This window comes from Pseudarcicella hirudinis (genome assembly GCF_900115665.1).
GTDB lineage: Bacteria > Bacteroidota > Bacteroidia > Cytophagales > Spirosomataceae > Pseudarcicella > Pseudarcicella hirudinis.
Genome location: NZ_FOXH01000003.1, coordinates 89169 through 101735, shown reverse-complemented (window position 1 = coordinate 101735; position 12567 = coordinate 89169). Strand labels below are relative to the sequence as shown.

16 protein-coding genes are annotated in these 12567 nt (G+C 38.0%); 3 read left to right on the top strand and 13 right to left on the bottom strand.

Features of this window, described 5'->3' with window-relative positions:
* From rplN to rplC, 11 genes are all read right to left on the bottom strand, one after another.
* Entirely contained in the window at window positions 1-369 is a 369-nt protein-coding gene (rplN, locus tag BM179_RS06300; RefSeq protein WP_092013948.1) for a 50S ribosomal protein L14, read from the bottom strand.
* Between the two features lie 63 nt (window positions 370-432).
* Window positions 433-687, bottom strand: a complete 255-nt coding sequence (gene rpsQ, locus BM179_RS06295) for a 30S ribosomal protein S17 (protein ID WP_092013945.1) — start codon at window positions 685-687, stop codon at window positions 433-435.
* A 110-nt stretch (window positions 688-797) separates the two neighbouring features.
* Window positions 798-983: a 50S ribosomal protein L29 gene (rpmC, locus tag BM179_RS06290; RefSeq protein WP_092013942.1), complete on the bottom strand. Its 186-nt coding sequence runs from the start codon at window positions 981-983 to the stop codon at window positions 798-800.
* A 94-nt stretch (window positions 984-1077) separates the two neighbouring features.
* Window positions 1078-1497 carry a 50S ribosomal protein L16 gene (rplP, locus tag BM179_RS06285; RefSeq protein ID WP_092013939.1) on the bottom strand — a complete coding sequence of 140 codons (420 nt, stop codon included), beginning with the start codon at window positions 1495-1497 and terminating at the stop codon, window positions 1078-1080.
* Between the two features lie 99 nt (window positions 1498-1596).
* Complete coding sequence (gene rpsC, locus BM179_RS06280) at window positions 1597-2454, bottom strand: 30S ribosomal protein S3 (protein ID WP_092013936.1); 858 nt, start codon at window positions 2452-2454, stop codon at window positions 1597-1599.
* 24 nt (window positions 2455-2478) lie between these two features.
* The gene (gene rplV, locus BM179_RS06275) at window positions 2479-2850 is read right to left on the bottom strand and encodes a 50S ribosomal protein L22 (RefSeq protein ID WP_092014954.1); all 372 of its coding nucleotides are present in this window, start codon (window positions 2848-2850) and stop codon (window positions 2479-2481) included.
* A gap of 119 nt (window positions 2851-2969) precedes the next feature.
* Complete coding sequence (gene rpsS / locus BM179_RS06270) at window positions 2970-3248, bottom strand: 30S ribosomal protein S19 (protein WP_092013934.1); 279 nt, start codon at window positions 3246-3248, stop codon at window positions 2970-2972.
* A 3-nt stretch (window positions 3249-3251) separates the two neighbouring features.
* Window positions 3252-4079 (bottom strand): 50S ribosomal protein L2, encoded by an 828-nt coding sequence (rplB, locus tag BM179_RS06265; RefSeq protein ID WP_092013931.1) that lies wholly within the window; start codon window positions 4077-4079, stop codon window positions 3252-3254.
* A gap of 104 nt (window positions 4080-4183) precedes the next feature.
* Window positions 4184-4471: a 50S ribosomal protein L23 gene (rplW, locus tag BM179_RS06260; RefSeq protein WP_092013928.1), complete on the bottom strand. Its 288-nt coding sequence runs from the start codon at window positions 4469-4471 to the stop codon at window positions 4184-4186.
* 85 nt (window positions 4472-4556) lie between these two features.
* Window positions 4557-5186, bottom strand: a complete 630-nt coding sequence (gene rplD / locus BM179_RS06255; RefSeq protein WP_092013925.1) for a 50S ribosomal protein L4 — start codon at window positions 5184-5186, stop codon at window positions 4557-4559.
* A gap of 118 nt (window positions 5187-5304) precedes the next feature.
* Window positions 5305-5922: a 50S ribosomal protein L3 gene (gene rplC, locus BM179_RS06250; RefSeq protein WP_092013922.1), complete on the bottom strand. Its 618-nt coding sequence runs from the start codon at window positions 5920-5922 to the stop codon at window positions 5305-5307.
* Between the two features lie 989 nt (window positions 5923-6911).
* Between rplC and fbaA the strand changes: the two genes are divergently transcribed.
* The 3 genes from fbaA (at window position 6912) to BM179_RS06235 (ending at window position 9864) form a co-directional block, all read left to right on the top strand.
* Entirely contained in the window at window positions 6912-7994 is a 1083-nt protein-coding gene (gene fbaA / locus BM179_RS06245; RefSeq protein ID WP_092013919.1) for a class II fructose-bisphosphate aldolase, read from the top strand.
* Window positions 7995-8157: 163 nt separating this feature from the next.
* Window positions 8158-8940, top strand: coding sequence for a LytR/AlgR family response regulator transcription factor (locus BM179_RS06240; RefSeq protein WP_092013916.1), 783 nt, complete (start codon window positions 8158-8160; stop codon window positions 8938-8940).
* Between the two features lie 207 nt (window positions 8941-9147).
* The gene (locus BM179_RS06235) at window positions 9148-9864 is read left to right on the top strand and encodes a pirin family protein (protein ID WP_218159173.1); all 717 of its coding nucleotides are present in this window, start codon (window positions 9148-9150) and stop codon (window positions 9862-9864) included.
* Window positions 9865-9943: 79 nt separating this feature from the next.
* Here the strand turns inward: BM179_RS06235 and BM179_RS06230 are convergent, their stop codons facing one another.
* Together BM179_RS06230 and BM179_RS06225 are read right to left on the bottom strand one after the other, a co-directional pair.
* Complete coding sequence (locus BM179_RS06230; RefSeq protein WP_092013913.1) at window positions 9944-10537, bottom strand: precorrin-2 dehydrogenase/sirohydrochlorin ferrochelatase family protein; 594 nt, start codon at window positions 10535-10537, stop codon at window positions 9944-9946.
* Window positions 10538-10818: 281 nt separating this feature from the next.
* Complete coding sequence (locus BM179_RS06225; RefSeq protein ID WP_092013910.1) at window positions 10819-12474, bottom strand: fatty acid--CoA ligase; 1656 nt, start codon at window positions 12472-12474, stop codon at window positions 10819-10821.
* Between the last annotated feature and the right edge of the window lie 93 nt (window positions 12475-12567).

The window sequence follows — 12567 nt, the reverse complement described above, 5'->3', positions numbered from 1 at the left end:
TTAAAGCACCTCTGGGGCTAATGATACAATTTTCATGAAACCTGCTTCGCGTAATTCACGAGCTACTGGTCCGAAGATACGTGTACCTCTTGGCTCGTCGTTATTGTTCAACAATACCGCAGCATTGTCTTCAAAACGAATATATGAACCGTCTTTACGACGAACTTCTTTTTTTGTTCTAACAACTACGGCTTTAGAAACCGTACCTTTCTTCATGTTAGATGATGAAAGAGCAGACTTAACAGTCACGACAATTTTATCTCCAACAGAAGCATATCTTTTTCCTGTACCGCCCAGCACACGGATAACCAGTACTTCTTTAGCACCTGAGTTATCGGCAACGCCGAGTCTTGATTCTTGCTGTACCATTTTCTGATTGGTAAATTAATATTTGCGAAAATTGAACTTCTGGTATTCGGTTGTTGGAAGAAATTATTTCGCTTTATCGATAATTTCAACTAATCTCCAACGCTTATTCTTAGAAAGTGGACGGGTTTCCATTACCTTCACCGTATCACCGATTCCACATTCATTTTTCTCATCATGAGCCATCAGTTTGGAAGATTTTTGCATAAATTTTCCATAAAGTGGATGCTTTACTTTTCTTTCAACGACGAGGGTGATAGATTTATCCATCTTATTGCTCACCACACGTCCAATCCTTACTTTTCTTAGATTTCTTTCCATCGTTGGATTTCGTTAAACAATTGGTCATTAGCAGTATATTGAAACGACCTATTTGAAATTAGATTCTGAATATTAAGCAGCAATGAGCTTTTAGCTATCACAACTATATATTATTTTTTTGCTGCAAGCGCTGTTTCCAAACGGGCAATCAATTTACGGGCTGTACGCAAACGTAATGGATTTTCAATTGGAGAAATAGCATGAGCCATTTTCAAACGTACTAAAGAATCTTTCTCAGTAGCAAGTTGCGTCAGGATCTCCTCAGCACTTAATTTTTGAATTTCTGCGTTTTTCATTTTCTTTATTAAGTCTTTAAGCCGTAAGTCGCAAGTCGTTATAAGTTGTCATAAGAACAATAACCTATGACTTACGACTCTGAACTAATAAAAACTATTCTTGATAATCTCTACGAACTACGAATTTGGTTCTAACCGGCAGTTTTTGAGCAGCTAAACGAAGCGCTTCCTGTGCCAGTTCTAAAGGAACACCTGCAGATTCGAAAAGAATAGTACCTGGTTTAATATTCGCTACCCAGTATTCCGGAGCACCCTTACCTTTACCCATACGAACCTCAGCAGGTTTTTTAGTAATTGGTTTATCAGGGAAAATACGAATCCAAACTTGTCCTTCACGTTTCATGGCTCTTGTTACAGAGATACGTGCTGCCTCAATCTGACGAGCAGTAATACGTCCCGGCTCAAGTGATTTGATAGCGAATGATCCGAAGTCAATTTCATGACCACGAGTCGCAAGACCTCTCACTCTTCCTTTCTGTTGCTTACGGAACTTGGTTCTTCTTGGTTGTAACATTGTATTAAGTCTTTTAGTCGCCAGTCTCGTCAGTCGTCAGTTCTTATCATTCCGAATAACAAATGTTGACTGACTGCTGCTAACTGAAAAATTTTCTAATTATCTTTTACCGCCTTTATTTCCACCACCGCGGTTGTTATTGTTACCGCCACGGTTGTTGTTATTACCGCCACGGCCTCCGCCTGCGTTGTCACCGCCATTTTCGTTACGGCCACGACCACGTCCGCGTCCACGTCCGCCATCTTCATCACGGCCACCTCTGCGGTCATTACCACGAGAATCAGCAGCAGTAGATTGCAAGCCCATGTTAGCATTTGGTGAAAGGTCACGCTTTCCGTAAACTTCTCCTTTGAACACCCATACTTTAATACCGATTTTACCGTAAACGGTTAATGCTTCAGAGATAGCATAATCGATATCTGCACGAAGTGTATGAAGAGGAATACGTCCTTCTTTATAACCTTCAGAACGAGCCATTTCGGCACCGCCTAAACGACCAGACAATTTCAGTTTGATACCCTGAGCTCCAACTCTCATCGCAGAAGCGATAGCCTGCTTCATTGCACGACGGAAAGAGATACGAGCCTGTAATTGCTGAGCGATAGTTTCTCCGATTAATTTAGCATCAATTTCAGGACGTTTGATTTCAAAAATGTTGATTTGAACGTCTTTTCCTGTAATTTTCTTTAATTCTTCTTTGATTTTATCAACTTCCTGACCGCCTTTACCGATAACGACACCCGGACGGGCTGTATTGATTGTCAAGGTAATACGTTTCAATGTACGCTCAATAATAACCTTGGAGATTGAACCCTTTGGAATACGAGCAGCAACGTATTTTCTGATTTTCTCGTCTTCTACTAATTTATCGGCGAAAGTCTTCCCACCGTACCAGTTAGAATCCCAACCTCTTACGATACCAAGTCTAAGACCAACAGGGTTTATTTTTTGTCCCATTTTGTGATGTTTATCTTATGTTGATTATTCTTCTGTTAAAGCTACTGATGGTGCACTTGCTGAAGCAACCACAAGAGTAATGTGGTTTGAACGCTTCAAAATTCTGTGTCCACGACCTTGCGGTGCCGGACGCAATCTTTTCAAAGAAGCACCTCCATCTACAAAGATGGTTTTTACGTACAAGTCGGCATCTTCCAACTTAACGTCTTCATGCTTGTTCTGCCAGTTTGCGATAGCAGACAACAAGAGTTTCTCGATTGATTTTGCACCAACTTTTGGTTCGAATTTGAGGATACCAAGGGCTTTATTAACCTTCTGTCCTCTAACCATGTCTGCAACAATTCTCATCTTGCGGGGAGAAGTTGGTACATTACTTAATTTAGCTACTGCTTCCATTTTATGATTTCGGATTTGGGATTTCGGATTTCGGATTAAGGACTGGAAATACATTCCACAACAGGAGCGCCTGTCGCAGGAACGCCTGCCGTCCGCAATCTTCAATCCTCAACTCCTAATTATCTTTTGCCTTTATCTTTCTTAGCGATGTGACCTCTGAAATTGCGTGTTGGAGCAAATTCACCGAGTTTATGACCAACCATGTTTTCAGTTACATAAACTGGAATAAACTTGTTGCCGTTATGCACTGCGAAAGTATGTCCAACGAAATCAGGAGAGATCATTGAACGTCTTGACCAAGTTTTGATAACTGACTTTTTGCCTGATTCATTCATAGCAACCACCTTGTTGTCAAGGCGATAGTCAATATAAGGTCCTTTTTTTAATGAACGTGCCATCTACTATTTTTTTCTTCTACTGATGATTAGACGATTTGACTGCTTCTTAGGATTACGGGTCTTTTTACCTTTTGCTAATAAGCCCTTACGTGAACGTGGGTGTCCCCCTGATGCACGTCCTTCACCACCACCCATCGGGTGATCAACCGGGTTCATAACAACCCCACGAACTCTTGGTGTACGGCCTAACCAACGATGGCGACCAGCTTTACCTAAGTTTACGTTCATGTGATCTGCGTTTGAAACCGTACCTATTGTTGCCAAACATCTTGAAAGAACCATACGCATTTCACCTGAAGGTAACTTCAATGTTGCATATTTTCCGTCACGAGCCAACAACTGAGCATAAGTACCAGCAGAACGAGCTAATTCAGCACCTTTTCCCGGGTTTAATTCAATCGCATGGACGATTGTACCAAGAGGGATATTTGCTAATGGAAGCGTGTTACCTACTTCCGGAGCTACTGTTGTACCTGAGATAACTGTTTGTCCTACCTGAATTCCCTGAGGAGCAATGATATATGCTTTCTCTCCGTCAGTATATTCAACTAATGCGATACGAGCTGTACGGTTTGGATCGTATTCTACTGTAAGTACAGTTGCAGGAACATCGAATTTATCTCTGAAAAAGTCAATTACACGGTAACGACGTTTGTGACCGCCACCGATATAACGCATGGCACGGTGTCCATCTGCGTTACGACCACCTGTTCTTTTGATAGGCTCAAGTAACGGTTTGTACGGTTTTGAGGCTGTGATTTCCTCAAAAGTCGGTGCAATACGCTGACGTTGACCCGGGGTAGTTGGTTTAATTTTTTTAATTGCTGCCATTTGTAATTGTTCAAATTATCGGGATGAACTTCCCATAAGTTTCAGATTTCTGAAATCAGCCGGTGGAATTAATTCTTTCCGGCTTTAAAATCTTCAAATTGAAATTAAATTCCCTGATAGAAATCGATAATTTCACCTGCGGCTACTGTTACGATTGCTTTCTTGAATGTAGAAGTACGACCGGATGTTACTTTAGTACGTGTACTTCTTGATTTCTTTTTACCGATTTGACGCATAGTTTGCACCGAAACAACCTCAACGCCATACATTTTTTTAATTTCTTTGGCGATTTCGATTTTATTCGCTGTCAAGTCTACTACGAAAGCATACTTGCCACTTGCTTGCATTGCCTGCGACTTTTCAGTAAGAGCTGGCTTCTTGATAATGCTCATTTTCTTATTTCGTTATTTGTTATAGGTTATTCGTTATCGTATGTTAAAAATTCTAAAGAAACAACCGACAACTTTTAACTAATAACTATTTACTGAAAGATGATTCAATTTTTGAAACTGCACCTTCTAAAATAACAAGTTTCGAAGCATTCACTAAATCGTAAGTATTTACCTGTGAAGCAGTTGAAATTTTTGTCTTAGGAAGGTTACGTCCTGAAAGATATATATTTTGATTATCTTCTGGCAAAATCAACAAAGTCTTAGTATCAGCCAAAGAAAGGGCGTTCAACAATGCCAGATATGATTTAGTTTTTGGAGCATCAAAAGTAAAGTCTTCCAATACGGTAATTACTCCGTTTTGAGCTTTAGCTGCGAAAGCTGACTGACGAGCTAAAGATTTCACTTTCTTATTCAATTTGAAGTGGTAATCTCTTGGACGAGGTCCGAAAATACGTCCACCACCTTTGAACAATGGTGATTTCATTGAACCTGCACGAGCACCACCAGTTCCTTTTTGTTTTTTCAACTTACGAGTTGAACGAGCAACCTCAGCTCTTTCTTTAGCTTTGTGAGTACCCTGACGTTGGTTAGCCAAGTATTGCTTCACATCGAGATAGACTACGTGTTCGTTTGGTTCGATACCAAAGATTTCGTCAGAAAGTGTTACTTTCTTGCCTGTCTCTTTTCCTGATATATTATATACTGATAATTCCATTTTCTGCAATTTGAAAATCTGTGAATCTGAAGATTTGAAAATTAACTTTTAAGACAACTCACTTTAAATTAGATTCTAGGCTTGTTAATCTGTTAGCTTCAAACTTTTCAAATTAATTCTATTTTTCAAGGATAACGTAAGAGTTTTTAGCACCTGGAATAGAACCTGATACAACGATTAGATTCTTGTCAGAATAAACTTTCAAAACCTGTAAGTTCTGAACTTTTACACGATTCCCACCTGTACGACCTGCCATGCGAAGCCCTTTGAATACTCTTGAAGGGAATGAACAAGCACCGATTGAACCCGGGTGACGACCACGGTTATGCTGACCGTGAGTTTGACCACCTACACCACCAAATCCGTGACGCTTAACAACCCCCTGAAAACCTTTACCTTTTGAAGTTCCGATTGCATCAACGAAATCGCCTTCGGCAAACAATTCAGAAGTGATGGTATCACCTAAATTCATCGTGTTTTCAAACTCTCTGAATTCAACTAACTTCTTCTTTGGAGTAGTGTTAGCTTTTTTGAAGTGGCCTAAAAGAGATTTTGTAGTATGTTTCTCTTTTTTCTCGCCATAGCCTAACTGAATAGCGCTATAACCTTCTTTTTCTACTGTTTTCACTTGTGTTACAACACAAGGACCGGCTTCGATCAGCGTACAAGCAACGGCAGAACCGTCAGCTTTGTAGAGGCTGGTCATACCGATTTTTTTTCCGATAATTCCAGACATTTTATTAGAATAAAACGTGATAAAAATAATTAATTTTCAGCGAGTTACGTTTTGTTTAACACAAAGGCCGTAAAACGGACTGCAAAGGTCGGAATTTTTATTGGCATCAACAAATTAATGCATAACAAAAATCCATAATTTTTCGTGGCAGAAAAAACTGAGGGAAAGCGACAAGAAAAATACAGGCAGTATTACTGCGGTATGTATCTTGTGTAGCTTAATATTAAACTTTGCAAGCTGGGCATTCAGTGGTTGCAAGCCAATATCAGTTCTGACACTTTTGCAGGAAGACCTGCGGTACGAACATTTCAAACGGCTATTGTAAGATTTTGAGATTCCTGTCGAGTTCTGCCAACCCTAAATCAGGATTTAGAAAATATGCTCCGGTTGAAATGGAGTGCAAAATTAGAGAATGTTTTTTAATTAACAATGGAAATGCCTAAAAAAAATGAATATTTTTTAAAAATATTTCAATCCGTAATGCATTGATCTCCTTTTAGTTATAGAAACACTTAAAAGTACTTCAGAACGCCAAATCCAGTCCCGGATTTCAGCCCCTGACTTAACCACTTATACCAGGGTATTAAAATGTTGAAACCGGACCATTCCGACCATAACATTTAATATGATTTTTCAGAAATCAGGAAAGCTTTTTCCATAAATATAACCTGGCCGTTAAACCTTCTTTTCAAAGCTACAGACCAGGTGCATGAAAGGTCATTCCAACAGTAAATCATTATAATTCTTTGGATAAGTATCTTCATTTCAGCCAATTTGTTTTAAACTAATCCGGTTGAAAGTAAAATATTTCTTATTTTTGCCCCATTAACGGCTTAGATCAAATGGAGAAAGTCTTGTTTTGTGTAAAATCTTTTAAACCAAATTTTATTTTGCAAAAACAGACTTAAGCAAACCATTTTTATTAATTTTGAGCTTTATAAGACCCAAAAATTAGGTAAAATAAGTTAATCCAAAGAAAAAATTTCACTATGTCAAGTTTAGCTACTCAGAAAGGCGTGTTGCATGGAGATGCAGTTCAGGAACTCTTCGAAATCGCCAAAAAGCATCAATTTGCATTACCGGCTGTAAACGTTACCGGAACGGATACCATTAATGGTGTTTTAGAAGCAGCAAAAGCTGTAAATTCTCCGGTAATTATTCAGTTTTCTAACGGTGGAGCTCAGTTTTATGCTGGCAAGTCTTTACCTAACGGAAAACAGGAAGCTTCAATCGCCGGGGCAATTTCTGGAGCACACCACGTTCATCAGTTAGCTGAAGTATATGGCGTTCAGGTTATTTTACATACCGACCACTGCGCTAAAAAATTATTACCATGGTTAGATGGTTTATTAGATGCCGGTGAAAAATTCTATGCTCAGCATGGAAAACCATTGTTCTCCTCTCATATGATTGACTTATCTGAGGAACCTTTGCATGAAAACATCGAAATCTGTGCAAAATATCTTGAAAGAATGGCGAAGTTGGGTATGACTTTAGAAATTGAATTAGGTGTTACAGGTGGAGAAGAAGATGGCGTTGACAATTCTGATGTTGATTCTTCAAAACTTTATACTCAACCATCTGAGGTTGCTTATGCTTACGAAGAATTAAGCAAGATTTCACATAGATTTACAATTGCAGCGGCATTTGGTAACGTACATGGTGTTTATAAACCAGGTAATGTTAAATTGCAGCCGGTTATTTTGCACAACTCTCAGGAGTATATCAAAGAAAAATATAACCTTACTGCCGAGAAACCAATTAACTTCGTATTCCATGGTGGTTCTGGCTCTTCCCGTGCTGAAATCAGAGAAGCTCTTTCTTATGGTGCTATAAAAATGAATATTGATACCGATTTACAGTGGGCATTCTGGGAAGGTATCTTAAATTTCTACAAAGAGAAAGAAGGATATTTACAAGGACAAATCGGTAACCCTACCGGAGAAGATGCTCCGAATAAAAAATATTATGACCCACGTGTATGGCTTCGTAAAGGAGAAGACACTTTTGTCAGTCGTTTGAAACTTGCTTTTGAAGATTTAAATGCTGCTGATGCAAATCAATATCTTTAGTACATTTGTTCTTATATCTTAAGAGCGAACAGTAGTGTTCTATTCCAAAACGCCGTTTGATATATTTCGAACGGCGTTTTGTTTTCAAAGACTACATTTTCTACCCTGTTTATTAAATTAATACTGCATTTGATAAATCACTAACGACCATAATTTTAATACTATGAATTTCCCAAATTATATCAACATCCTCATTGTTGAGGATGAGGCCCTTGTTGGCCTGGACTTATCTACCCGGCTTGAGCATGAAGGTTATAAAATCGTTGGAGTTACTGATGAAGGACAAGAGGCATTGTCTTTATTCAAGGAAAATCCGGTAGATCTGCTCCTGCTTGATATTAATATCAACGGAGAATGGGATGGCATCGAAACTGCTCAGAAAATCAGTGAAATCAGACAAACCCCCATTATCTATATTACTGCACAAACTGATAATGCCACGATTGAGAGAGCAAAACACACATTTCCCGCTGCTTATCTTACCAAACCATTTACGACTGACAATCTTAAGATTGCCATAGAATTAGCTATCAATAATTTCGCAAGAAAGAAAAGCTCTCCTGAAACAGCCAAAGCCGCTACAGAAAGAGATTCAAACAGCCCTTCTAACAACAGGGAGACGATTTTGCAAATTGATGATTACATCTTCATCAAACAAAACTATCAATTTACAAAGGTAAAACTGATAGATATTCTTTACCTTGAAACTGATAACAATCACGTAAGTATCATCACAACTTCTAAGAAATTTACTTTAAGATTAACACTCAACAGTGTTCTGGAAAGAATACATTATGATAAACTCGTAAGAACTCACAGGTCTTTTGCAGTAAATCTGGACCAGATTGAATCTTTTAATGAGCACGAGGTACTTATCGGCAAGCATAGTGTCCCGATCGGGAGAAATTACAAGGAAGAATTTCTGACATTTTTCGATTTTTTGTAAATAAAACCGCTTATTTATAACATATTATTTATCGTGTAGGACATTTCTTAAAAGCTGCCATAGCCAAAAGCAAGGTAGCTTTTCTCATTTTAAAGCATCTCAATCTAACTAATCGTTTTAAAACAATATACAAATTTTATCTTTTCTCTTGACTTTCCTGTTTTGTTTATTATATTTGTATATACATTAAATGTAATAACATATATTATGAATAAGGTCATTCACAGATCAGATACCAGGGGTATAGCAGATCATGGTTGGTTAAAAGCAGCTCATACATTCAGTTTTGCAGGTTATCATAATCCGGAAAGAGTACATTTTGGGGCATTAAGGGTACTGAACGATGACTCTATTGCCGCAGGCATGGGGTTTTCTACTCACCCACACGATAATATGGAAATTATCACTATTCCACTTAAAGGAGACTTAGAACATAAGGATACAACGGGCAGACAAGAGGTTATCCGCAGCGGTGATGTACAAATCATGTCAGCCGGAAGCGGGTTATATCATTCAGAAAAGAATCACAACAAAGATCAATCCCTTGAATTGCTGCAAATATGGGTATTTCCTAAGGAAAGAGACATTGAACCAAGATACGAGCAAATTACGTTCAGCCAGGAGGCGTTTAAAAACAAATTCCAGGAAATTGTTTCTCCAAGAAAAGATTATGAAGGAGTTTGGATTAACCAGGACGCTTATTTCTATTTAGGAGAATTGGAAAGCGGCATTTCTTTAAATTATGATAAAAAAACAAAGGATGGTGGCGCATACATTTTCCTGATTGAAGGAAGTATTGAGGTTGACGGAGAACTTTTAAACAAAAGAGATGCTATTGGAATCAATGATTTTAACTCTTTAAATATCACATCAACCCAAAACAATAGCAAAGTCCTCATTATGGAAGTTCCTATGGCATTCTAAGAACATTTCAATGCTGGTTCCACTAAAAAAAGGGGTATTTCCGGTTGAAATTCAGAAATACCTCTTTTTAATGCCTCTTTCATTCTCTTTTCCCGGCAATCATAGAAGCTGTTATTTCATTCAAAACTTTTATCTTTTCCTGAAAATCGCCTTTTATGGACTTCCGTATTTCCCGGAGATTATCCAACAATTCCTGAATATTATCAGGAATAATATCATCTAAAAACTCCCTCATTCTTTTAGCCATCGTCGGAGATTTACCATTGGTTGAAATAGCTATTTTCAAATCGCCTTTCTGAACAATAGAACCCAGATAAAAATCACATAAATGAGGGGTATCAGCAACATTACATAAAATTCGCCTTTCTTTGGTTACCTTTTTAATATCTGCATGAAGTTCTGAATTATCAGTAGCCAGGATTACAAGGTCCTTCTCATCCAGGTCATTATAACTGAATGCTCTCTCTTTTAGTACGACCTGAGGAAAATTCAGAACGAATGCTTTTAATTCCTCTTTGATTTCACTGGCAACCAATACAATTCTTGCTTCCGGACTATTAATTAATAAAGCTGAAAGCTTTTCAAGTCCTACATTTCCTCCTCCTACTACAAGCACATCAAGGTCTTCCAGTTTCAGGAAAACAGGGAATAATTTATTCTGAGAATCTGACATATTCAATTCAATGTTTAAATCTGATATACTTACTCCAAAAATGCAACCACCTTCAATGGTAAATTCAGCTATTTTGTCTGTACGAAATTAATACAATTTGTAAAGGAAATTACATACTCTTCTCAGAACAGCAGCATACCATTTTTCGTTAAAAACCGGAATAATTACCTGATTTCAACCATCAAATAAAATGTAAAACAAAAAACCTTATCGGGAATCCCAATAAGGTTTTTGTAATCAAGCATTTATATAAAATCGTTTTAGAAAAATCACATTGATGATCAGCTATTCTCAATAAGTGAGGCTCTAATCTTCTTCTTATCAATCTTACCTACTGATGTTTTGGGAATAGTTTCTGCAAAATTAATAGATTCCGGGATAGTCCACTGCGTAATGTTTCCATTTTCAACATATCGCTTCATGAAATCCTGTATTTCCTTTTTACTTAAAACAAAACCTGCTTTTAAAACAATCATGGCGTGCGGTCTTTCTCCCCACTTTGCATCGGGTATTCCGACTACGGCCACTTCCTGAACAGATTCATGCTGGCTAATCATATTTTCAAGGTCTATAGAACTAACCCACTCTCCTCCTGTCTTAATTATATCCTTAATTCTGTCTGAGATTTTCAGAAACCCTTTTTTACTGACACTTGCCACATCTCCGGTATGCAACCAGCCATTTCGCCAAAGTTCTTCTGATTTTTCAGGTTCCTTAAAATAACCTTGCGTTAACCAGGGAGCTCTCGCTAAGATTTCTCCCACAGATTCTCCATCATTTTCTATGGTATCATCATTTTCATCTAACAGTTTTAGTTCAACAAATGCGGAAGGAATTCCGGCAAGTGTTCTTTTTTCAACCTGAAAGTCGAGATCTTCCGAAATCTTTTCCTGAGGATTAAGATAAGCTGTCGATAAAATCGGACAGGTTTCTGACAAACCGTATCCTGTTATTACATCTATACCTTTTAAAAGTGCTGCTTTTGCCAGAGATTTTGGTAAGGCAGATCCCCCGATTACCACTTTCCAATGAGACAGGTCTATTCCCTGTGCACCCGGGTGCGAAACGAGCATTTGCAAAATAGTAGGTACACAATGTGAAAAAGTGGGTTTTTCCTGTTGAAAACACTTCAAAACCATGTCAGGCTCAAACTTACCGATATAAACCTGCTTGGCACCGCACATTGTCGCCACATATGGAAATCCCCAGGCATGCACATGAAACATCGGTGTAAGAGGCATGTAAACATCTGTACTTTTAAAATCACATGCTTTATCTATTATTCCAAAGGTGAATGCAACCGATAAAGTATGAAGAACCAGCTGCCGGTGTGTGAAAAAAACACCTTTAGGGTTTCCTGTCGTTCCGGTGGTATAAAAAGTTGTAGCTACTGCATTTTCGTCGAAATCTTCGAAATCATAGTCATCAGAAGCTTTATCAAGTAAGTTTTCATATTCTCCCGATACAGGGAGCTGATTTGATTCAGGGTATGTCGATTCATCTGAACAAATGATAATACTTCTAACTGTTGTCATTTCTTTACTTAAAGACTCCAGTAATGGCATAAAGTCAGAATGGCAGATAATAATAATATCCTCCGCATGATTAATCGTGTATAAAATCTGAGCAGGAGAAAGTCGCCAGTTAATCGTATGAAGTACATTCCCCGTCATGGGAACAGCAAAAAAGCATTCTAAATACCGGTGTGAATCATAATCAAGTACTGCTATAGTCTGTCCGCCATCTAAACCAAGCTCTTTAAATACATTGGCCAGCTTACGAACTCTCCTGTTCAGATCGAAATAGTTTTGTCTGATTTTATCACGATAAACGATTTCCCGTAAAGGCTCAAGTTTCAGGGAATATGCAAGAATGCTCTTAATTAAAAGAGGGTATTCAAAACTCCCGCTGGCTTTTGGATTTTTACGAACTTTCATGAAATTTAAAACTTGATTATTTTATAAATTTTATCAAATAAATTATGTTTATTCAAATATAATGATTCTACAGTAAATGTGTTGTGATAAAAG

What these genes read in the sequence shown, in the direction of transcription:
- rplN (WP_092013948.1), bottom strand. Translation starts at nt 369, where the DNA reads ATGGTACAGCAAGAATCAAGACTCGGCGTTGCCGATAACTCAGGTGCT.
- rpsQ (WP_092013945.1), bottom strand. Translation starts at nt 687, where the DNA reads ATGGAAAGAAATCTAAGAAAAGTAAGGATTGGACGTGTGGTGAGCAAT.
- rpmC (WP_092013942.1), bottom strand. Translation starts at nt 983, where the DNA reads ATGAAAAACGCAGAAATTCAAAAATTAAGTGCTGAGGAGATCCTGACG.
- rplP (WP_092013939.1), bottom strand. Translation starts at nt 1,497, where the DNA reads ATGTTACAACCAAGAAGAACCAAGTTCCGTAAGCAACAGAAAGGAAGA.
- rpsC (WP_092013936.1), bottom strand. Translation starts at nt 2,454, where the DNA reads ATGGGACAAAAAATAAACCCTGTTGGTCTTAGACTTGGTATCGTAAGA.
- rplV (WP_092014954.1), bottom strand. Translation starts at nt 2,850, where the DNA reads ATGGAAGCAGTAGCTAAATTAAGTAATGTACCAACTTCTCCCCGCAAG.
- rpsS (WP_092013934.1), bottom strand. Translation starts at nt 3,248, where the DNA reads ATGGCACGTTCATTAAAAAAAGGACCTTATATTGACTATCGCCTTGAC.
- rplB (WP_092013931.1), bottom strand. Translation starts at nt 4,079, where the DNA reads ATGGCAGCAATTAAAAAAATTAAACCAACTACCCCGGGTCAACGTCAG.
- rplW (WP_092013928.1), bottom strand. Translation starts at nt 4,471, where the DNA reads ATGAGCATTATCAAGAAGCCAGCTCTTACTGAAAAGTCGCAGGCAATG.
- rplD (WP_092013925.1), bottom strand. Translation starts at nt 5,186, where the DNA reads ATGGAATTATCAGTATATAATATATCAGGAAAAGAGACAGGCAAGAAA.
- rplC (WP_092013922.1), bottom strand. Translation starts at nt 5,922, where the DNA reads ATGTCTGGAATTATCGGAAAAAAAATCGGTATGACCAGCCTCTACAAA.
- fbaA (WP_092013919.1), top strand. Translation starts at nt 6,912, where the DNA reads ATGTCAAGTTTAGCTACTCAGAAAGGCGTGTTGCATGGAGATGCAGTT.
- BM179_RS06240 (WP_092013916.1), top strand. Translation starts at nt 8,158, where the DNA reads ATGAATTTCCCAAATTATATCAACATCCTCATTGTTGAGGATGAGGCC.
- BM179_RS06235 (WP_218159173.1), top strand. Translation starts at nt 9,148, where the DNA reads ATGAATAAGGTCATTCACAGATCAGATACCAGGGGTATAGCAGATCAT.
- BM179_RS06230 (WP_092013913.1), bottom strand. Translation starts at nt 10,537, where the DNA reads ATGTCAGATTCTCAGAATAAATTATTCCCTGTTTTCCTGAAACTGGAA.
- BM179_RS06225 (WP_092013910.1), bottom strand. Translation starts at nt 12,474, where the DNA reads ATGAAAGTTCGTAAAAATCCAAAAGCCAGCGGGAGTTTTGAATACCCT.